Raw genomic sequence first — 19,320 nt, 5'->3', positions numbered from 1 at the left:
TTTCTCTGTCAGGCTCTTTCAATCTCGCTCATTCTTCCGTTTTCTCATCTGCCGGGCTTTTTGACGGGCACTTTACATATATTTTCCTGTGTGGGACAACGATTCCGTCACAGGGGGGATTTTCATGGATCTGACACTCGGCGCGCTGCTGACTGAGCTGCGCGACCCGGCGCTCGCCGCCATTGTCGCGCTCACGCTCGGCGTGGTGCTCGTCAACGGCTGGACCGACGCGCCAAACGCCATTGCGACCTGCGTCGCCACCCGCGCCGTCGGTCCGCGCGCCGCCGTGCTCATGGCGGCGGTTTTCAACTTTCTCGGCGTGCTCACCATGACCGCTCTCAACGCGAGCGTCGCCGCGACCATCTACGGCATCGCCGACTTCGGCGGCGACGCGCGCGCGGCGCTCACCGCTCTCGCGGCGGCGCTCTTCGCCATTGTGGTCTGGGCGAGCGCCGCCTGGTGGTTCGGCATCCCCACAAGCGAGAGCCACGCGCTCACGGCCGGCGTCACGGGGGCCGCCGTCGCGCTGCACGGCGGCTTTTCCGGCGTGCGGTGGGCGGCGTGGAGCCGGGTGCTGTGGGGGCTCGGGCTGTCGACGCTGCTCGGCTTTGCGCTCGGCTTCGCGCTCGCAAGGCTCACCCGTCTGCTCGGGCGGGGCCTCAGCCGCCCCAGCGCCAACCGCGCTTTCTCCCGCGCGCAGGCGGCGGGCGGCGCCGCTATGGCGTTTATGCACGGCGCGCAGGACGGGCAGAAGTTCATGGGCATCTTTCTTCTCGGCGTCTGTCTCGCCCGCGGCGGAGCGGACGCCGGCAGCTTCGCCGTACCGGTGTGGCTGATGCTTCTCTGCTCGGCGGTGATGGCGCTCGGCACCTCGATCGGCGGCTACCGCATCATCAAATCGGTGGGGCTCGACATGGTGCGCCTGACCCCGCCCGAGGGCTTCTGTGCGGATCTCGCCGGCGCGTGCTGTCTGCTTTTGAGCTCTCTCGGCGGGCTCCCGGTCAGCACGACCCACACCAAGACCTCGGCCGTCATGGGGGTGGGCGCAGCGCGGCGGCTCACGGGCGTGCGCTGGGACATTGCCTGGAACATGGCCCTGACCTGGATTTTGACCTTTCCGGGCTGCGGGGCACTCGGGTACCTGTTTGCGGTGCTCTTCCTGCGGGTCTTCTAGGCGGCACGCGCCGCGCCTCTCTCTCATAGAATATGGGGACTGAAAAAAGGAGTGACTGTGATGGCCAGAGCAAAAAGACCCGACTGCTACGAACAGCTGTGCGGCCTCGCGGAGCTGTGCCGTGCGGTGCTCGACGCGGCAGGACACCGCGATGCCGCGGCCTGCGGCCGGGCGCTGCGGGAGCTGCGCCTTGCGCGCGGGCGCTACCGCGACCGGCTCGCGCGCGAATTCATCCCCCCGGTCGGCGCGGGCGAGCTGATGGAGCTCGCACAGGCGCTCGAGCTGATCGCCTGGCAGGCCGGGCGCTGCGCGCAAAGCGCCCCTGCCTCTTCGCCCGATCCCGGCGTCTGCGCGGCGGCCCTCGGCGAGCTCTTTGCGTCGCTTGGCTCCTTTCACAAGTCGCCGGCTCCCCTGCTCGCCTGCGACCGGCTGCGCGCACTCGCCGCCCCCGCGGACAGCGCCGCTTCCCCGCGTGGGCCGTCGGCGGCGGCCGAGGGGCTCTGCGCCGCGCTGTGGCGTCTTGCCGACGCCGCGGAGCGCCTGATTCTGCAAAATCTGTGATTTTTTCGTGCCCGGCCAATATAAATAGTAGGGGGACACCCCCTGAAAGGCTGGGAACGGATGAAAAAGTGGACCTTTCTCAAAAATGCGCTCATCATGACGCTGACCTCGCTGATTCTGCGCACGGTCGGCATCTTTTTCCGCGTCTACCTCTCCGACAAGATCGGCGCCGAGGGCATGGGGCTCTACCAGCTGATCTTCTCGCTCTATGTGCTCGCGACCACGCTCGCGACGGCCGGCATCCCCATCGCCGTGACCCGGCTGATCTCCGAGAGCCCAACCGCCGACCGCCGCACGGTGCGGCGCATCCTGCGGCGCACCGTCGGCGTGAGTGTCCTTGTCGGCCTTGCGGCCTTTGCGGCCCTCTTCTTCGGGTCCGACTTCATCTCGGCGGTCTTTCTCCACGACGAGCGCGCGGCGCTGCCGCTTCGCATCCTCTCCTTCGGGCTGCCCTGCATGAGCGCGGCGGCCTGCTTCAAGGGCTACTTCATCGCCCGGCGGCGGGTCAAGAGCTCCTCGGCGGCGCTGCTCTTCGAGCAGACGGTGCGCATGGGGCTGATCTTCTTTCTGCTCGGGCGCTACGCCCCGCGCGGCATCGCCGCCGCCTGCGCCGCGGTCGTCGTCGGCAATGCCGTGAGCGAGGCCGCATCGACGCTCTATCTCTTCGCGGCCTACCGGCGCGACTGCCGCACCATTCCGGCGGGCGGCGCCCCCGCACGCTCCCCCATTCTCAGAAAGTTCGCCCAGATCGCCCTGCCCATCGCGGCGGGCAGCTGGCTCAACTCCCTGCTTCGCACCATTGAAAATCTGCTGGTGCCCGACCGGCTCGCGGTGCACACCGGCTCCAAGGAGATGGGGCTCTCCCAGTTCGGCATGCTCAAGGGCATGGCCATGCCGCTGCTCTTCTTCCCCTCGTCCTTTTTAAACTCTCTGTCGACGCTGCTGGTGCCCGAGATCAGCGAGGCCAACGTCCGCCGTCAGGACGCAAAGCTCCACCGCACCATCTCGCGCGCCATTCACATCACGCTGTCCATCTCGGTGCTGCTCGGGGCGCTCTTCTGCGTCTACGCCTACCCGCTCGGGCAGCTCCTCTACAAGAGCGACGAAGTCGGGTTTCTGCTGAGCGTGCTCGCCCCCATCATGCCGCTGATCTATCTCGAGAACATCATCGACGGCATTCTCAAGGGCCTCAATCAGCAGGTCAGCTCCCTGCGCTACAGTCTTCTCGACTCGGCCTCGCGCATCGCGCTGATCGCCCTGATCGTGCCGCACGAGGGCATCAAGGGCTTTCTGCTGGTGATGATCGTGTCAAATCTCCTCACCTGCTTTTTGAACGCCCGGCGGCTCTTTGTGGTCACGGGGCTGCCCATCCGCTGGGGAAAGTGGTTTTGCAAGCCCGTCCTCTCGGCGCTCACAGCGGCGCTGCTCACGCGCCTTACGTTCGGCGTCGAGCCGCTGCAGAGTCTGCCCGCTTTCGCGTCAATGGTGCTCGGCGCTCTGATGCTGAGCGCTCTCTATGCGCTGTGCCTGTGGATCACGGGCGGCGTGCGCCGGGACGATCTGGCCCCCGTGCGCCGCTGAGGCTGCGGGCGGGGCCGCGTGTCTCCCTTTTCCGCCATGAAAGGGGCCGTGTCTGAAGTTCAGACACGGCCCCTTTGCTGTCTGCGGCGCTGCACCGGGCTGCCTCGCGGGATGAACTCCCTCGCGAGGAAACCCAAAGGCAACTGCGGCGCTGCCGTCTGATCGGGTGCGCTCACCTCCCCCGGGATACCGCCGGGGCCGGCGCGGCGGTCACGCCGGCTCATCGGCCCGGCTCACACCGGGGTCTTTCTCTCTGCCGTCACGCCGCAACAGGATAAACGCCGTACAGGCCGTCAGCACTTCGCTCAGCGAGTGGCAGACCCAGATCGCCTCGCGGCCGAACGCCAGCGGCAAAAGCGCAATCAGAACCGGCGGCCAGATGACGCTGCGGGACAGTGAGACCGCCATTGCCGTCGCTGTGCGGCGGGTGGACTGCCAGTAAGAGATCATCAATATGTTGTACCCGGCCAGGAAAAAGCCGCTGAAGTAGCCCAGGCTCCGGCTCTGTGTGAAGTCGATCAGCGCAGTGTCGTGAGGGTTGAAAATCGAGAAGAACGGGCGGGAGAAGAGCACAATCAACAGATAGCAGACCACCCCCACCAGAAGAAACACTCTGACGGCAAAGGCCCGCATATCCCGGCTGCGCTCTGTTTTACCGACCCCGGCAAAGTAGCTGAAGACCGGCTGCAGTCCCTCGGCCATACCCAGAAAGATCGTCAAAATAATCAGCATCAGATAGCCGATCACCAGATAGGCTGCAAGGCCGATCTCGCCGAATCCGTGCCGGACAATGGCGAAATTGTAGACAAAGGTAACCATACCGATGGTAAACTCCATGATAAAAGACGGGAAGCCCAGCGTAAAAATGCGGCCCACCTTTTTCAGATGCAGCTGCGTTCTGGCAAAGAACAGCGCCCCTCTTCGCCCCAGGAAGTGAGGCAGAAGAATCAGAACGCTGAAGATCGGTCCCAACGCCGTTGCCAGAGCCGCTCCGCCGATTCCCATATTCAGCGGATACAGAAACACATAGTCCAGCAGGACGTTTGAGACGGCGCCGGCGGCCAGCGCCAGCATCGCCAGACCCGGCTTACCGTCATTGCGCGCAATCCCGCTGAGAAGAAAGCTCAAAATCAGAAACGGAGAGAAGAGGATGATGTAGCGCATATAAGCCGTGGCCTGGCTGTGTATCTGCGCCGTAGAGCCCAGAAGCTCCGCCAGCTCATCGAGAAAGGCGCTGCCCAGAGCCACAATGAGAAGCCCCATGCCCACCGCGCAGATCACCGCTGTGTTAAAGACCCCAACGGCTCTGTTCTCTTCCCCGCGGCCGATGTGGCCGGAGATCAGAATGCCCGCGCCCGACGCTATGGCCATTGACAGCGCGATCAGCACTTCAAGCAGCGGAACCGATACGGCAGCCGCCGCCATGGCGTCCGTCCCCAGTCGGTGGCCGATAAAAATTCCATCTACTATCATATAGACAGAATTGAGCAGCAGACCGATCATCTGTGCAACGGCATACTTTGCAAACAGCTTGTGTGTTTTTCCCTCGTACATGACAATATCCTCCTGACAAAATAAAAAGGCCAGCGTTCTGTGTAACGCTGGCCTACTACACAATGACAAAAGCCCCGGCGGGCCGATTGTATCTCCTGTGGCTCAAGAGCCCTGCTGTCTTTGACGGACAAGCTCAATGGCCTCTTTGCCGGTCATGTGCTCAACGCTCATCTCGAGCATGCAAAGAGGCTCCCACTCCCGGTCAATGGCGTTTTTGCGGCTGGCGGCGTCCTCAGCCGGCGCATATTTGGCCGCAAGTTTTTCAATTGCCGCGCGTTTTTCTCTCTCGTCCTCGACAATGCAAACGCGGCCGAAGACAATGACGCTTCTGAAATAAGAGGTGTACTCCTGCGGCACGATGCGATCCTCGTCAATCACACAAAAAGAGGCCCTCGCATCTCTGCGGATTGCATCGAGCTTATGGCCGCTTTTGGCGCAGTGGAAAAACAGCTTTTCCCCGTCGTACACATAGCTGATCGGCACGGCATAGGGGTATCCGCCGTCGCCGGCGAGCGCCAGCACGCCGGATGTCCCCCTCTGAAGAACGGCAGCGCTCTGCTCGGGCGACAGCATCTGTTTTTTTCGCCTCATTTCTCTGAACATTGGTATCTCCCCTCTGAAAAAAAATAAAGCGTCCTGTCCTCCATCCCTTCATGGCCTAACGGAATGGGGCAAAGACGCAAACCCGGCGGTTTTTACTATTCATATCACACTTTATTTCAGAAGTCAACCCCTCAAACGGAGATTTGCCGCCCCGTTGACACGCCGCATACGGCACGCCCAAAAGGCGCGCCCCCCGGCACGGGCAAAAGGACGCGGCGCCGGGGCGCCGCGTCACGCAGGCTACATCTCAGTCGAAGTCGAGGCTGATTTCGCCGACTCCGCCCTTGATCTTGAGGCGGTTTTCCGCGCCCAGGTCACCCTGTTTCCCATTCGACACTTTCACACCGTCGATCCGCGTGTCGCCAAGGCCGGTGCTGATGTCGAGATAATACTCCTCCGGGCTGCCGCGCAGCGTGAGCCTCGCCGAGCCCACGCCGCATTTGACGGTGCTCTCGCCGCCGAGAATTCCGTCGACGGTGATTTCGCCAACGCCGGCGCTCAGCGTCATGTTGTAGAGCTCGGCGTCGACGATGGTGATTTCGCCCGCCCCGCCCTTGATCGTGCCGCTCTCGGCATAGAGACCGTCCAACTCACACTCGCCCGCGCCCGCCGACAGCGTGAGCTCCCGGGTGCGCAGCGCCGAAACAGTGGTCTTGCCCGCCGCGTTTTCGATCACGGCGCTGTCCAGAAGTCCCTGCGGCAGAGTCACCGTGATTTTGGTGTGGCGGTCGTCAAACAGGCCGATTCTGCCGTTCCAGCGGTTGCGAATGGTCAAAACGCCGTCTCTCAGCTCGCAGGTGAATTTGTCCGTCACATCGTGCGCCTCGACCGCGGCGCGCTCACCGCGCAGTATGACAAGCTCGCCGGCCGCGCTGTCAATGTCGATGGCGCTGACGCCGTCAAAGCTCCTGCTCACATCCATGAGCTCGCCGCCAAAGCCGTCGGACAGGCCGCCGAACACACTGCCGAGCACACCCGCGATCAGCGAGAAAATGCCGATGGCAAGCGCGACGGCAAAGGCCATCGCAAGGTACTTGACCGTCTTTTGAAACGCCGTCATTTGATGTCAACTCCCCCGAACAGACAGGTGGCGTTGACATAGACCGTCGGCGCGTCCGCCACGGCGACGGGCGGCACCTTGTTGCTCGTGCCGCCGAAGATCGGCACACTCGAGACCTTTACCTTCACATTGGGCGGCACGAGAATGTCGCATCCGCCAAAGACCGCCACGGCATTGATGACCACATCCTGCGTGATGATGGCGCTTTTGAGATTCAGATTGACCCCGCCGAAGACGCCGGTCAGGCTCGCGCCGTAGAACTCCTCACAGCCGTAGTTGACCTCGTTGCCGCTGAAGATGGCCGAGTACTCGGGAATCTTTCCCACCTCGTAGGGCGGCACGGCCGTCTGGCGCTGAAATACGCCGCGCAGCAGAAGCTGCAGCCCGATGATGACCAGAATGATCGGCACGAGCAGCTTCATCAGAAGCCCCCAGTCAAAGAGCCCCTGCGCCGAGAGCAGGAACATGATTCCCACTGCCAGAAACACAAGCGGCGTCGTGCGCGGGCCGTTTTGAAAGATGCTGATCAGCGACGGAATGATGATAAAGAGCGTCCACCAGCCGTCGAAGAACAGGCTGAAATTCCACAACTCAAGCACATTTCCGGCGATCGCTACGCCGCCCAGAATGAACGCGGCGCCCCAGAGTACATTGGAAACTTTGTTTCTCATAGAATCCCCTTTTCTCCCGCCGGGCGGCGGGTCTTTTACGGGTTTGAAACCCGGTCTGTTACCTTTGCAGAATCCGCACCGCGGATGGTCACTGCTCCACAATAATCATATTCGGATAAATGATCTTCAGAAGCTCGTCGTCGTAGTGCTCATCGAGAAATTCCTCCACGGTATTTCGCGGCGCAATGCCCTGGTGGCGGTCCGCCTGGCGCGCCACGGCAAGCCCTGAGATGGCGCAGTCGACCGCCAGAAGCACAGCGAGCACCCAGCTCAGCGGCACGCCCCATCGCCGCGGAATCTTCTCAATCTGCCGCGACAGCCAGGGATAGAGCCCCTTGATCCACAGCACGGCGAGCACGCCCCAGAAAAACATGAACATCAGGCTTGTGCGCCCCTGTAAATTGAAGCGCTGGTCCTGGTAGTTCCACGAGATGGTGCCGAAGAGCAGCTCCTGCCCCCAGCTGCACGCATACTCGCACACGCCGCCGACAATGGCGCCGCCGAAAAAAATCCACGCGTCGCGCTTCTCGCGCAGCCAGTACAGGCAGACGGTCATGAACACTGCGCCGAAGCCGTAGACGGGGTTGAACGGGCCGTAGATCACGCCCGCGCGGCACTCGATGCGGTGGGAGGTGACCAGGCACCAGATGGTCTCGATGATGACCCCGAGAATACAGCCGATGAAAAAGATCCAGAACAATTTGTAAAAGCCGAGACCCTCTGCAAAGGGCCTGTCGCTCTTTTGTCTCTGCTTCTGGTGCAACTTCCCACTCCTCTCCGGTGTGCGCCTGATGGTATTCTACCACAGTTTGCCCACCCTGTCTTTTTTTTGACAAATTTGTTCGACTTTCTTAAGAATTTCCATTTCCCGATATTGCCGGTGCTTCTTTCGCCCCTTGCCGGGCCGAATTTTGTCAGATTCCCTCGTTTTTCCATAAAATCGACAAAACTAGTGAATATCTCTGTTTTTTTGCTCTTGAACAAAGTTTTAAAGGCCGCTAGACTGATATTCATAAGGTGCAAAGGGTTTTCGCAAAAGGCGGAAATTTTGCGCCCCATTCAAGAGAGAGGGAGTATTTATGCTGAAAATGACCGTTTCCACACAGATGCTGCTCGGTAAGCTTCAGCAGATTGCTGAAGACGGCGTCGATGTCATCGACCTGACCTTTGTCGATCACAGTGTCGATCAGGGTATCTGCTTTCCGGCGTTTATCCAGATCGACAGCACAAAAGCGGACAAGCCCATTGATTACGGAACCGTCGACGCTGTCGGTTTTTGAGGGTATACAGCTGTCCGGGCGGGTCATACTAACCGTGAGGTGATAGTATGGAACCGTCTTTTTATGACTTTGATCCGTCTGTGCGCGCGTATTTTGAGACGCTGCCCCCCATCGTACAGGGTCTGATCATCGAATCGGGCATTAAAATCTGCACGCTCGGCGAGCTCCAGATGGTGGCCGAACGCTTCAAAGAGCAATATGAGTGACAGACGATCTCCAGCCGGTGAAGAAATTCACCGGCTTTCTTTTCGCTCTCTATCATATCCCGGCCCAATTCAACCATACTATGGTTACAACACAACATGAGAGGAAGCGATCCCTTGGCCAAAATCAATCCGGCGCTTCTGCCCCATCTGGACGCTCTGCCAGCCGAGATCCGCGACAACATTGTGCAGTCCAAGGTCACCATTGAGACCATTGAAGAGCTCAATTTGTGCATCAAGCTGGCCGAATCCCATCACCGCTGCTGCGGTGATCTCTGAGGGGAGGTGCTTCGATGAAAGCGAGTATTGACCGCTCCGGCTGCATCGGCTGTGGGCTCTGTGTCAACATCTGTCCCGCCGTGTTCCGCTTTGCCGACGACGGCAAGGCCGAGGTCTACGCCGACCCCGTTCCCGCCGGGCAGCAGGCCAACGCCGTCTCCGCCCAGGAGGGCTGCCCCGTCAGCGTCATTGAAGTCAGCGGGTAAACCGCAGAACGCCCCGGTCCAAAAAGGACCGGGGCGCTTTGTCAAAATCTTACGGTCGGTGCGTGTATGACCTTGTTTTCATCCGGCCTGTCTTTTCTCTCTGAGGGCTTTTCGTTTACCGTAGAGGGCAATCCACTGCGGCTCTTCATGGGCGGCCGCATTTTGCCGATCGGTTTGCAGTGCCGCCTGGTCCTTTCCGATCAGCTTTCCAGATATTCCTCGAGGCAGATGCCCCGTTGCATGATTTCCTGCGCGGCCTGTTCGCCCACATAGCGAAAGTGCCACGGTTCGTAGATGACGCCGGTGATGTCCTCCTTGTCCGGCGGGTAGCGCAGAATGAAGCCGTATTTGGCGCAGTTCTCATAGAGCCACTTCGCCTCGGGCGTCTCGGCGTAGCCGTCGTCGAGATTCTGGTAGTCGAGCGCCACGATGTCGCAGGCGAGGCCGAGGTTGTGCTCACTCGTGCCGGGCCGCGCGACGACCTGTGCCGCGCGCTCGTTGGCCTGCTGCTCGTCATAGCCCTGTTTGAGCCACTTGTTCTTCTGCTTCTCGAAGAGCTCGGTCTGCTTTTCCACGCTGCGCCACGCCGAGCAGACCACAAACTGAAGCCCCTCGCTGCGCCCATCCGAGAGCATGGCGGTCAGCTTCTCATAGATTCTCGCGTCGACCTCGAGGCCGTTTAACAGCGACTTGGTCTCGATCGCATAGTCCTGCGGCAGCGGGTTCTCAAAATTGACAAGCCGCAGATTCCACGGCCTCTCCTCGGGTTCTTCGGGTTCTTCGGGTTCTTCGGGTTCTTCGGGCTGCTGGGGCTGCTGCGGTTCGTCCCCGCCCGGCTGCGTCAGCACATCCCCGCCGTTCTGCCCGGACACCGGCTGCGCGGGTTCCGGCTCGTGAAAGAGCGTCTGCGCGAGCAAGAGCAAAATGCCCGCAAGCGCCGCAACGAGCGCAAGCGCGCCGATGAGCCGGCCGGTGGTTCGTCTTGCTGATCTGCCCTTATATCCCATGTCTTTCTCTCCACTCCCGATTCGATTGTCTCTCTGTATGTTAAACGTATGGCCGGCGCAAATTGTTGCATGCTGTCTGATTTTGTCAGGGGCATTTTTTCACTTCGCAGCGCCGCGCCCAGTGCGCAAGACACGGCTGTCTACATATAATAGCAGTACAGACTCCATGGAACAGAATACCACAGAAAGGACACCATGTCATGCTTGTATCTACCGAATCGTCAGCAGGCGCCACGCCTGTTATCCCTCTTCCCAACCCCGGCGAGGGCGGCCCCGTCGACTCCGGCGGCGGCGTGCCCGTCATCCCCCTGCCCAATCCCGGTGAGGGCGGCCCCGTCGACTCCGGCGGCGGCGTGCCCGTCATCCCTCTGCCCAATCCCGGTGAGGGCGGCCCCGTCTCGCCCGGCTCCGGCCAGACGCCCTGCTACTACTGCGCGGGCTCGCCGACCGGTCTTGTGCGCTTTTTGAACGCCGCCGACGGCTACGTCCCCTTTCAGATCTTTGTCAACAACTGGCGGGTTGTGCGCCAGCTCGGCTACGCGTCTCTGACGCCCTACGGCTATGTCACCGAGGGCTTTCAGACCGTCTCCGTCGTCGGGCAGGACGGCTACGTCTACCTGCAAAAGCCCGTCCCCTTCCGCGCGAACGACACCGCGACCATCGCCGTGATCAACACCGCGGGCGGCCTCGATCTGCTCCAGATCGCCGATGCCACCTGCACACGGCCCTATGGCATGAGCTGCCTGCGCATGGCGAATCTCGCCTGGGACAGCGATCCGCTCGATCTGCTGCTGCGCGACGGGCGCACGGTCTTTCGCGATGTGCGCTTCAAGGAGGTTACCTCCGTCGTGCGGGTACGCCCCGGCTCCTATGCGTTCTACATAGCCGAGACCGAGGACAATCCCACCCCGCGCTTTCAGGACATCGACACGCTCGAGCGCGCCGTGCGCCTGCCGCTGCGCGACATCGAGCTCTCTTTCACCGCCGACATCCCGGCCGATACCACAACCACCATCTTCGTGCTGCACCGCCGCGGCTCTGACGATGACGACGACCTCGAGACGCTCGTTGTCACCGACGCATAGCCCTGACAAAGCAAAAAAGCGGGGGCCCCATGGGCCCCCGCCTATTTTTCGTGCTCTCTGCGCCAGGCGCGAATCTGCTCGACCCGCTCGCGCACGCGCGCCTCACTGCCCTCGCCCGTCGGCTCGTAGTACACGCGCCCCTCAAGCGACTCGGACAGACACCGCATGGCCGTGAGCTTCTCCTCGGTGTCGTGGGCGTACTGGTAGCCCTTTCCGTAGCCGAGCTCTTTCATCAGCTTTGTCGGCGCGTTTCGTATCTGCAGCGGCACCGGCTCGGCGAGCATGCCGAGCGCGTCGCTCTTCGCGCTCTCATACGCGCGGTAGAGCGCGTTCGACTTCGGCGCGAGCGAGAAGTAGACCACCACATGGGTCAGATTGACGCTGCACTCGGGCATGCCGATGAAGTGGCAGGCCTGGTAGGCCGCGACAGCGATCTCGAGCGCGCGGCTGTCGGCCATGCCGATGTCCTCGCTCGCGAAGCGCACGAGGCGCCGCGCCACATAGAGCGGGTCCTCCCCCGCCTCGAGCATGCGCGCAAGCCAGTAGACCGCGGCGTCCGCGTCGCTGTTTCGCATGGACTTGTGCAGCGCCGAGATGAGGTTGTAGTGCTCCTCGCCGCTCTTGTCGTAAAGCAGCGACTTGCGGCTGACGCACTGCTCGAGAATCTCGTCGGTCACGACGGTTCTGTCCCCCTCGCGCCGGGCGTTGAGCACCACCATCTCGAGCGTGCCGAGCGCGGTGCGCGCGTCGCCGTTTGCAAAGTTCGCGATCACATCGATCTGCTGCGGGGTGATCTCGACCGTCTGAGCGCCGAAGCCCCGCTCGTCTGAGAGAGCCCGGCGCAGCAGCGCCGCGAGATCCTCCGGCGAGAGCGCCTGGAGCACAAACACCCGGCAGCGCGACAGCAGCGCCGAGTTGATCTCAAACGAGGGGTTCTCGGTCGTCGCGCCGATGAGCACGATGCTGCCCTTTTCCACATAGGGCAAAAAGGCGTCCTGCTGGGCCTTGTTGAAGCGGTGAATCTCGTCGACAAACAGAATGGTGCGCTCGCCGAGCAGCCGGCTGCTCTCGGCGCGGGCCATGACCTCTTTGATCTCCTTGATGCCGCTGGTCACGGCGCTGAAATTGATGAAGTTTGCGCGGGTTCTGCCCGCGATGATGCGCGCGAGGGTAGTCTTGCCCACCCCCGGCGGCCCCCAGAAGATCATGGAGGATACCTGGTCCTGGTCGATGAGCTGGCGCAGCACCTTGCCCTCGCCGAGCAGATGCCTCTGGCCGACAAACTCGTCGAGCGTCTCGGGGCGCAGGCGGCTCGCCAGCGGATCGGGGCCGCTTTGCCCCTCAAAGAAAGTTTGCTGTCTCACAAAGGCCGCCTCCTCTCATACCTGCCTCTATTGTACCCCACGGCGCGGCAATTGAAAAGGGCCGCGCCGCCGCCGGCGCAGAAAAAAAGCCGCCCTATGGGCGGCCAATCAAGGCACTGTGTCTCTGGTCGTTGAGAAAGTCGTCCACCACATCGTTGAAGTGGTCCTGCGAGAGGCCGAGCCGGTTCATGGTAAAGGCGAGCCGGTGCAGCGCCTGCTCGTCGGCTGTCAGGTCGGGCCGCCGGGCCAGAACCGTGTGGTCGACCCGCACAAGCTCAAGGCCGAAACGGCCGGGCGCCGAGACGCAGACGCGAAAGGCGCAGTCTTTCATTGCCGCTCACTCCCCATATCTGGCGCAGAGCGCCGCAAATTCGTCGGCGAACTGCGCCAGCGTCTCTCTGCACTCCTCCGGCATCAGCAGCAGATCGCGGTAGATGCGCCGGTACAGCTCGCGTGTCGACCGGTCCTTGACGCAGACGGAGCTCTTCTCGATGATCAGAAGATACGCATCAATTCCCAGTGCCTTGGCAATCAGGTACAGCGTATTTATTGTCGGATTTTGTCCCCCGCGCTCAATGTCCCCCAGATAGGATGTGGAAATCTCCGCTTCCAGCGCCAGCTTTTCCTGGCTCAGGCCGCGCCGCTGGCGGTAGTAGCGGATGTTTTCGCCGACAATCGAGCCGATATCACGCAAACCGATCACCTCCGTCTTAACAATCATAGAAGTTTTTTGCCGCGGTCTCAACAGGTCACAAACAACATTTTCCCATGACATATCCTATTGTCTACACGCAGATTGTCAAAACTTGTCGAAGTGTGTAATACCACGCTGCTTTCGCCGATTTCACCACTTTCAGTCCTGCTTTTCGCCCATTTGCGGTCTGTGAGAAGACACCTGTTGAAACCCGCCCGCAAAACCGATCCTCTCGCGCAGCTCGCCGTACTCCATAATGGTGTCCTCCACCTGGAAGAACAGCCCGTCGCCGAGCCACCGGCGCAGCGTCTCGATCGCCTCGACGCAGGCGGCGCGCTCGCGCGGCATCTGCGGCGGCCGGCGGCGAAACGCCTCGTAGGCCGCCCTGTAATCCTGTGGCATACGCTCACCCCTCTGCCACCAGCCTTGCCGCTTTTGCATGTCGTTATACGCGTGTTTCCCCACAGGAACCGTTGTTCCCGTGGGGGCCCCTTTTCATTTAATGTGCGGAAGCCCGAAATCAATTCGGGCTTCCTGGGCGCTATCGCGCCAGTTCGCGCCGCGCACTCACTCGCGGGAACTGTTGTTCCCGTGGGGGCCCTTTTCATTTAATGTGCGCAAGCCCGAAATCAATTCGGGCTTCCTGGGCGCTATCGCGCCAGTTCGCGCTGCGCGCTCACTCGCGGGAACCATAGTTCCCGTGGGGACCCCTTTCCATTTAATGTGCGCAAGCCCGAAATCAATTCAGGCTTCCTGGGCGCTATCGCGCCAGTTCGCGCGCCGCTTTTTCAATCGCGGGACTCATGCGAAGTGCTTCCTTTCACACTTCATGGCTACCACTTTCTCATTGATCTTCTTATTTTGTCATAATTTTTGTGTACCTCTTCCGGCGTCATGGCCTTAACCTCCTCACGGGTGAACAGCCTCTCCCCGATTGTGTCTGCGCCAAAGATATGAGAAAGAGCAGCCGGTTCACCCGCGCTGCTCTCTGCTTTTACTCCCTGTTCTCCCCCACATCGAGTTGATACCCGATCACGTGGCGCCCGTCCGGATAGAATGCCATCTCCTCCATACTGACCCCGTGCTTCTCCATATAATTTAAGATCTGTTTCTCCATCTCTGCTATCGACAGATACTCTTTGACGATCTTTTCGTCGATCTTGAGCAGTGCTTCGTTCGGGTTCTCGATCTGCATAATCTCGTCCCAGGTCATTTTCCCTTACCTCCTGTGCATAAATAAGTGGTTTTCCATCATTCGCCGTACCAACAGATATGATTTTGATTTTGGTTCCCGGAAGTAAAACAACCTCCTGCTGACGCTTGTATCCGTAAGTGTCAGAAATATCCGCGCCGCTGACCCCGTCAATCACCATATGAATGACATAAGACCCGAACACGGGATATCCATTCGGGCGCTTGGAGGCAGAAGTGAATGCCTTAAGCAAAATCTCCTGCCCGACGCCGTGTTCAGAGAGAAAGCTCCTATAGGCGGCCTCGCTGTCAAAGTCGAGGTTTCTGTAAGTTCGCCCGCTGAAAACCGGATGTTTTTTGAGAGCCGAAACGATTCTGTCCAAAATGGCCATATCCGCACTTTTGAGAGTTCCGTCTCGCATACGCTTGTTGAGCTCATGGAACATCCCCATGGTATAACTATCGAGGGAGATGCTCTCCTGCGCTGTGATACCATACCTTTCAGCGGCTTCCCTCTTTCGGCGCTTCCGGTCGGCAAAATTCTCCGGCTGAATATCCGCCTGCGCCCTGGTTGTTGCATAAACAGGGTTCCCGTCTGCATCAAATTCTTTTGCTCTTCCCGTAGAAGCTGCACCATTGCTGGTTTTATTATACCCCGAGCCATCGGCGGGCGCAACGGCATTGACTGCCTTTGTTCCCTGCATGTTCTGCGGCTCTTCCACCACAGCCACACCGCCCGCCCGATTGACATTTTCTCCATTTTTGGGTATATTATTATTAGAGGTTTGCCCACCTCCGTTTCGGACGTTGTGTTCGGGGCCTTTGGCATCGGACGTTGTGGGAGACCTCTCTTTTTTTATGTACATGGTGTCGAGTACCAGCGAGTGCTGACCCTGTGAAACGCCTTGTAATACTATTATAGTGTCCCCATAGCTCTTTTCAAAGAAGAGCGCAGTCCTGCCGCTGGAATCTTTTACAGGCGATACTCTGATATTATCAGGATTTGCGACAATCTCAGGAATAAGGCTCACCGTCTCAGGCGTCACAGCTACCTGACCTCTGTTTGATTCGCTTACCACATCCCCGTGGTGCTTAAATGTATGCCGTACGGCGTCGCCGGGAATCACGACGTTGTAGCCGGAAACATCTACGCCCGTCAGACCGGCAATCTGATCTGCCGTGCTCTGCGGCACCTTGCCGAGATAGAGCTTCTGGTTGCTGTTTTTGTCGCTCAGTGCGTTTTTAACAAAGTCCGTAATATCTGTACCTGTGTGATAAATCCTGTTTTTCACACCGGTCAACAGGTTGGCGGCCTCCCGGTCCGAGTACGGAATCAGGCGATTCTGCGAGGCAGTCTCTCCCGTTCCCCCGGTATCAGCGTACTCATCCCCCACATTCGTGGGGGTATTTTTTTCGCCCGCTGCGGCATTCTCAGCTTCAACAGCCAGAATATTGGCGCGGTAGAGCTCGCCAATCCGGCGCTCAGATACCGGTCTGCCCGCATCCATGTCGCTTTTGATCTTCGTCGCCAGCCGGTAGCTCTCCGTACCGGGCGCGCTCTCAAGGCCGGTCTCCACCACAGCGTCAATGCTCTCTGTCACAGTGATGAGCCTGCCGGTCTGCGTGTCCCTGCGCCCCTGAATCACAGTGCCCGTCGCCGTGTTGACAACAATCGTCGCTCCGCCGACCATGGCTGCGATCTTCGCGCCCTCGCCGCCGGCCTCAAGCATTTGCTCAAGGGCCTGCCGGTCCTGTCCTGTGACTGCGGTGCCAATGGTGTTCGCCGTGCTGCCTGCAAGGTTCCAAAATCCTGTCTTTCCCTCCTGCGCGCGGCTCCGGTTCGCGATAGAGACGCCCTCCTGCAGAAACTCCTGCGCCCCCTCACTGGCAATGTTTAATCCATACCCCTTGAGTATACCCAGAACTTTTTTCAGCGCGGTCTTCTGCGCTGCGTTCTTGGCGAGATTCTTCGCGCCGCCCTTGAAAATAAGATTCAGCAGCTTGCCTGTGCCGAGCGTTACCAGATCAATTCCTGTGTCCGCCATCTCAAAAAATGACGAGAGAAGCGCCTCGTCGTTTGCCGCTTTGAGCGCGATCTCCTGCGGTACGCCTGCATCGATCAGACCCTTAAAGGCCGCGCCTTTCATTTGGTTGTAGGAGTAGAGGCCGCTGCCCGCTGTGATACCCGCCTTGACGCCGCCTAGATTCCCCAGCGTCGCAAATCCGCCGACTATGCCTCCTGCGGCCCGCGCCTTGGTTTGATCCCACCACTGCGGTAAATATCCCGCCAAAGACTGTGAAATCCATGGCAGTGTAGCGTCGTCGTCGAGTGCCTGCGCGTTTCGTGTGACGAATTGCTCCTTTGCGTCGCTGACCGACTGGGCATAAAGGAGGTTGCTCTCGGTAGGGTTTGCTACATAGTCAGCCCAGGCGGCATTCTCATCCTGCGACAGCCGCCCGAGCGTATGGCTCGCCCCGAACTGGCCAAAGAAATTGTCCTCATAATTCCGTTCAAGGTACTTCTTCCCGTACTCCCGCGCATCCGATTCGCGGCTTGCGGTCTGTGCCATCTGCTTCGTCTTCTGATACTCGCGTACTCCCTGCGGGTTTGCCTGCGGCCCGGTCACGGCGGCCGAGCGTGTCTCGCGGTAGCCGCCGGTCAGCTCTCCGTACAGTTCACCCTCTCGGCGTTTCAGTACATCCGCTGCCATGGCCGGGTCATCCGTGAGCTGTGCTGTGCGAAGCTCCCTGCCATAGATCTCTTCACGATCCCGTTTGAGCCGGGCGTCAATCTCTGTGATTCTGCTGTCACGCCTGCGCGCGTTCTCACCACTCACTTTTGCCTGCGCCCATGCGCTGCGCTCGTGGGTCAACCGGTCAATCTCCTGTTGAATCTCGTCGACCGTACGCTGCCGGCTTGTCGGGAGTGTCAGTCGGTTGAGCCCCAGAGGATTTGTCCCAACGGACTCAAAAAGCTCCTGCCTTGCTCTGTCACGGCTCTCGCGGTTGTTCCACGACTCCTCTTTCCTCGGGGATAAACCACCCATACCCGCTGGTTGACCAGTCACCGGCTCAGACGGCTGGCTGCTCTCGCCCCCCAAAAGGCCGTCAATGGCGCTGCTCACTCTGTTTATCACCGGCGCTGCCACAACCGCCGTCGCCGGGTTCGATGTCGCCGCGTTAAGGAGATTGGCTCCCACCTGCGCAGCCGCGTTTATAGTGCCCATTGCGCCGCTGAACAAATCCGCGGGTGTCTTTTTTCTCTTCACCGTGTCCGTCTTCGTGTCAGTTCTCATTTTCTTCCCCCCAACGGGACAACCCCAGTTGGGGGTCCCTTTCTTTTCATGTGAGGTTGCCGCGAATGAATCGTGGCAGCCTCAGCGCCTGTCGCCGTGCGCTCCGCTCCCTCCGTCCGGCTGACCGCCGGGCATACGTCTACTTCGCCGCTCGTCCTCCTCCCCACAGGAACTACGGTTCCCGCGGGGGCCCCCATTGCCGTCACGCAGGGACCCGCCCCGTGATGGGCCGCCAGTTCGCACTTCGCGCTCACTCAAATGGAAATCGCGCCGTTTCTCTCTCAATACAGTCCCACTGAATGAATCCTGCGGTTCTCACTGGTCACCGCTACATTCCTGCCGCCGTTGTCCAGCACAAAGCTGCCCCCGCCATCCAGCATAATCACGTCGTCGAAGCCATACCCCTTGATCTTGTTCCATACCTCCGACGACTGGATGCAGTTGCCCGTCTTTGTCTTCATCGCGAAATATTTCAGACTGCCGTCGCGCAGCGACCCGAGAAATCCATGCCATGTCGCATAGCACTCGCCGCCCGTGTATCCCTCCGGTTTGCAATCGTTCTTCCAGCTCACATCTTCCCCGCCGAGCACCACCGGAATGCCGCTCACAGCACTTTGCAATCCTTTCAGTCCCGAGATCGTGTCCGTCTTCATGACTTTCACTGTCCCATCGTCAAACACGCAAAGCGTCGTCATTTTGCGCCCGTGGCTCGAAAGCCAGCTCTCCTGATTCGATGCCTCGGTGATGACCTCACCATCCGCACAGAGATTCCCCACCGGAATGGTCGCGCCGCCCTTGAGAATCCCGAAGAAGCCGAGATTGAAATAGTCCCTGATCTTTGTTGTCTTCTTCGCCGCGTCCCACACCTTGATGTGAAACTTCCCCGGCGCGATGTCCACAAAGTGAATGCCGCCCTTTACGTAATACCTGCTCTTCTCCGTCATAGCCTCCTCAATTCCCTCGTAAATGGCTTTTGCCGCCACCTCCACGAATAAGGGAGAGCTCAACATGAGCTCTCCCTGTGTGTTGTCGATAAAGTCCAGTTCCAGCAGAAGTGCCGGCATATCAGTCTGACGCAGCACGCCAAGCGACTTTCCGAGCGCATCCACATCCACCTTGACGCCGCGGTCTGTGATGCCTGTCGCCGCGAGATAACTGTCCATGATGCTCCCGGCGATCTCCTTTGACACGCTGTCACTCTTGCGCACAAATGCCGTTGCGCCCCGCGCCTTGCCGTTCGCAGCGTTGCAGTGGAGCGAGAGAAACAGATCTGCGCCCCATGCGTTCGCCTGCTTACAGCGGTCGGCGATGACCATATTGCGCTGATCGGTGACTTTGACCTCGTGCCCGGCAAGTGCGAGCTGAGAGCGCAGGGCCTCCGCCACTGAGAGTGCGACATCGCATTCCCGCGTGCCATATGGCCCCACAGCGCCGGTGTCAAAGTATGTAGTCTGCGTCCCGTGGCCGGGGTCTAACCAGAGTTTCATGGCTATTCTCCCTCTGTGGTGTCG

Annotated in this window: 20 protein-coding genes; 8 read left to right on the top strand and 12 right to left on the bottom strand. The window is 60.2% G+C overall.

Features of this window, described 5'->3' with window-relative positions; translation table 11 throughout:
* Positions 1 to 124: 124 nt before the first annotated feature.
* Genes H8695_RS09170 through H8695_RS09160 form a run of 3 tightly spaced genes read left to right on the top strand, consistent with a single transcriptional unit; the run spans position 125 to position 3,316 of the window.
* A complete protein-coding gene (locus tag H8695_RS09170) occupies positions 125 to 1,174 on the top strand; it encodes an inorganic phosphate transporter (protein WP_249300857.1) in 1,050 nt (349 codons plus the stop codon).
* Between the two features lie 60 nt (positions 1,175 to 1,234).
* On the top strand, positions 1,235 to 1,735 hold the full coding sequence (locus tag H8695_RS09165) for a hypothetical protein (RefSeq protein WP_249300855.1): 501 nt from the start codon (positions 1,235 to 1,237) through the stop codon (positions 1,733 to 1,735).
* A gap of 60 nt (positions 1,736 to 1,795) precedes the next feature.
* Positions 1,796 to 3,316 (top strand): putative polysaccharide biosynthesis protein, encoded by a 1,521-nt coding sequence (locus tag H8695_RS09160; RefSeq protein ID WP_249300853.1) that lies wholly within the window; start codon positions 1,796 to 1,798, stop codon positions 3,314 to 3,316.
* Between the two features lie 210 nt (positions 3,317 to 3,526).
* Here the strand turns inward: H8695_RS09160 and H8695_RS09155 are convergent, their stop codons facing one another.
* The 5 genes from H8695_RS09155 to H8695_RS09135 form a co-directional block, all read right to left on the bottom strand.
* Positions 3,527 to 4,870, bottom strand: coding sequence for an MATE family efflux transporter (locus H8695_RS09155; RefSeq protein ID WP_249300851.1), 1,344 nt, complete (start codon positions 4,868 to 4,870; stop codon positions 3,527 to 3,529).
* A gap of 102 nt (positions 4,871 to 4,972) precedes the next feature.
* Positions 4,973 to 5,473, bottom strand: coding sequence for a pyridoxamine 5'-phosphate oxidase family protein (locus tag H8695_RS09150; protein WP_249300849.1), 501 nt, complete (start codon positions 5,471 to 5,473; stop codon positions 4,973 to 4,975).
* Between the two features lie 247 nt (positions 5,474 to 5,720).
* Positions 5,721 to 6,533: a DUF4097 family beta strand repeat-containing protein gene (locus H8695_RS09145; RefSeq protein WP_249300847.1), complete on the bottom strand. Its 813-nt coding sequence runs from the start codon at positions 6,531 to 6,533 to the stop codon at positions 5,721 to 5,723.
* Positions 6,530 to 7,204 (bottom strand): LiaF transmembrane domain-containing protein, encoded by a 675-nt coding sequence (locus H8695_RS09140; RefSeq protein WP_249300845.1) that lies wholly within the window; start codon positions 7,202 to 7,204, stop codon positions 6,530 to 6,532. The genes H8695_RS09145 and H8695_RS09140 overlap by 4 nt, the downstream gene beginning before the upstream one ends.
* Positions 7,205 to 7,292: 88 nt before the next feature.
* Positions 7,293 to 7,967: a putative ABC transporter permease gene (locus H8695_RS09135; RefSeq protein ID WP_249300843.1), complete on the bottom strand. Its 675-nt coding sequence runs from the start codon at positions 7,965 to 7,967 to the stop codon at positions 7,293 to 7,295.
* A 316-nt stretch (positions 7,968 to 8,283) separates the two neighbouring features.
* Between H8695_RS09135 and H8695_RS09130 the strand changes: the two genes are divergently transcribed.
* From H8695_RS09130 to H8695_RS09115, 4 genes are all read left to right on the top strand, one after another.
* Positions 8,284 to 8,484 carry a hypothetical protein gene (locus tag H8695_RS09130; RefSeq protein ID WP_249300841.1) on the top strand — a complete coding sequence of 67 codons (201 nt, stop codon included), beginning with the start codon at positions 8,284 to 8,286 and terminating at the stop codon, positions 8,482 to 8,484.
* Positions 8,485 to 8,531: 47 nt separating this feature from the next.
* Positions 8,532 to 8,690: a hypothetical protein gene (locus tag H8695_RS09125; RefSeq protein ID WP_249300839.1), complete on the top strand. Its 159-nt coding sequence runs from the start codon at positions 8,532 to 8,534 to the stop codon at positions 8,688 to 8,690.
* 114 nt (positions 8,691 to 8,804) lie between these two features.
* Entirely contained in the window at positions 8,805 to 8,966 is a 162-nt protein-coding gene (locus tag H8695_RS09120; protein WP_249300838.1) for a hypothetical protein, read from the top strand.
* Positions 8,967 to 8,980: 14 nt separating this feature from the next.
* On the top strand, positions 8,981 to 9,172 hold the full coding sequence (locus H8695_RS09115; RefSeq protein WP_249300836.1) for a ferredoxin: 192 nt from the start codon (positions 8,981 to 8,983) through the stop codon (positions 9,170 to 9,172).
* Between the two features lie 200 nt (positions 9,173 to 9,372).
* Here the strand turns inward: H8695_RS09115 and H8695_RS09110 are convergent, their stop codons facing one another.
* Complete coding sequence (locus H8695_RS09110) at positions 9,373 to 10,179, bottom strand: M15 family metallopeptidase (protein WP_249300834.1); 807 nt, start codon at positions 10,177 to 10,179, stop codon at positions 9,373 to 9,375.
* Between the two features lie 200 nt (positions 10,180 to 10,379).
* Between H8695_RS09110 and H8695_RS09105 the strand changes: the two genes are divergently transcribed.
* Positions 10,380 to 11,264 (top strand): DUF4397 domain-containing protein, encoded by an 885-nt coding sequence (locus H8695_RS09105; RefSeq protein WP_249300832.1) that lies wholly within the window; start codon positions 10,380 to 10,382, stop codon positions 11,262 to 11,264.
* 41 nt (positions 11,265 to 11,305) lie between these two features.
* Here H8695_RS09105 and H8695_RS09100 read toward each other — a convergent pair whose 3' ends face one another.
* The 6 genes from H8695_RS09100 to H8695_RS09075 all read right to left on the bottom strand — a co-directional run bounded on the left by H8695_RS09100 (position 11,306) and on the right by H8695_RS09075 (position 19,296).
* On the bottom strand, positions 11,306 to 12,628 hold the full coding sequence (locus H8695_RS09100; protein WP_249300830.1) for an AAA family ATPase: 1,323 nt from the start codon (positions 12,626 to 12,628) through the stop codon (positions 11,306 to 11,308).
* 94 nt (positions 12,629 to 12,722) lie between these two features.
* Positions 12,723 to 12,959: a hypothetical protein gene (locus H8695_RS09095; RefSeq protein ID WP_249300828.1), complete on the bottom strand. Its 237-nt coding sequence runs from the start codon at positions 12,957 to 12,959 to the stop codon at positions 12,723 to 12,725.
* A gap of 6 nt (positions 12,960 to 12,965) precedes the next feature.
* Positions 12,966 to 13,322, bottom strand: coding sequence for a helix-turn-helix domain-containing protein (locus H8695_RS09090; RefSeq protein WP_249300826.1), 357 nt, complete (start codon positions 13,320 to 13,322; stop codon positions 12,966 to 12,968).
* A 159-nt stretch (positions 13,323 to 13,481) separates the two neighbouring features.
* Positions 13,482 to 13,724: a hypothetical protein gene (locus tag H8695_RS09085; protein WP_249300824.1), complete on the bottom strand. Its 243-nt coding sequence runs from the start codon at positions 13,722 to 13,724 to the stop codon at positions 13,482 to 13,484.
* 431 nt (positions 13,725 to 14,155) lie between these two features.
* The gene (locus H8695_RS09080; RefSeq protein WP_249300823.1) at positions 14,156 to 17,809 is read right to left on the bottom strand and encodes a PBECR3 domain-containing polyvalent protein; all 3,654 of its coding nucleotides are present in this window, start codon (positions 17,807 to 17,809) and stop codon (positions 14,156 to 14,158) included.
* 281 nt (positions 17,810 to 18,090) lie between these two features.
* On the bottom strand, positions 18,091 to 19,296 hold the full coding sequence (locus H8695_RS09075; RefSeq protein ID WP_249300821.1) for an N-acetylmuramoyl-L-alanine amidase family protein: 1,206 nt from the start codon (positions 19,294 to 19,296) through the stop codon (positions 18,091 to 18,093).
* Positions 19,297 to 19,320: the final 24 nt, after the last annotated feature.

Origin of the sequence: Feifania hominis (assembly GCF_014384765.1) — a bacterium.
Classification (GTDB): domain Bacteria; phylum Bacillota; class Clostridia; order Oscillospirales; family Feifaniaceae; genus Feifania; species Feifania hominis.
This window is presented reverse-complemented; position numbering and strand designations above follow the sequence as displayed.

Coding starts and splice junctions, on each gene's coding strand:
- H8695_RS09105 (WP_249300832.1), top strand. CDS start 10,380: ATGCTTGTATCTACCGAATCGTCAGCAGGCGCCACGCCTGTTATCCCT.
- H8695_RS09075 (WP_249300821.1), bottom strand. CDS start 19,296: ATGAAACTCTGGTTAGACCCCGGCCACGGGACGCAGACTACATACTTT.
- H8695_RS09125 (WP_249300839.1), top strand. CDS start 8,532: ATGGAACCGTCTTTTTATGACTTTGATCCGTCTGTGCGCGCGTATTTT.
- H8695_RS09130 (WP_249300841.1), top strand. CDS start 8,284: ATGCTGAAAATGACCGTTTCCACACAGATGCTGCTCGGTAAGCTTCAG.
- H8695_RS09140 (WP_249300845.1), bottom strand. CDS start 7,204: ATGAGAAACAAAGTTTCCAATGTACTCTGGGGCGCCGCGTTCATTCTG.
- H8695_RS09115 (WP_249300836.1), top strand. CDS start 8,981: ATGAAAGCGAGTATTGACCGCTCCGGCTGCATCGGCTGTGGGCTCTGT.
- H8695_RS09150 (WP_249300849.1), bottom strand. CDS start 5,473: ATGTTCAGAGAAATGAGGCGAAAAAAACAGATGCTGTCGCCCGAGCAG.
- H8695_RS09145 (WP_249300847.1), bottom strand. CDS start 6,533: ATGACGGCGTTTCAAAAGACGGTCAAGTACCTTGCGATGGCCTTTGCC.
- H8695_RS09165 (WP_249300855.1), top strand. CDS start 1,235: ATGGCCAGAGCAAAAAGACCCGACTGCTACGAACAGCTGTGCGGCCTC.
- H8695_RS09110 (WP_249300834.1), bottom strand. CDS start 10,179: ATGGGATATAAGGGCAGATCAGCAAGACGAACCACCGGCCGGCTCATC.
- H8695_RS09155 (WP_249300851.1), bottom strand. CDS start 4,870: ATGTACGAGGGAAAAACACACAAGCTGTTTGCAAAGTATGCCGTTGCA.
- H8695_RS09095 (WP_249300828.1), bottom strand. CDS start 12,959: ATGAAAGACTGCGCCTTTCGCGTCTGCGTCTCGGCGCCCGGCCGTTTC.
- H8695_RS09170 (WP_249300857.1), top strand. CDS start 125: ATGGATCTGACACTCGGCGCGCTGCTGACTGAGCTGCGCGACCCGGCG.
- H8695_RS09080 (WP_249300823.1), bottom strand. CDS start 17,809: ATGAGAACTGACACGAAGACGGACACGGTGAAGAGAAAAAAGACACCC.
- H8695_RS09160 (WP_249300853.1), top strand. CDS start 1,796: ATGAAAAAGTGGACCTTTCTCAAAAATGCGCTCATCATGACGCTGACC.
- H8695_RS09085 (WP_249300824.1), bottom strand. CDS start 13,724: ATGCCACAGGATTACAGGGCGGCCTACGAGGCGTTTCGCCGCCGGCCG.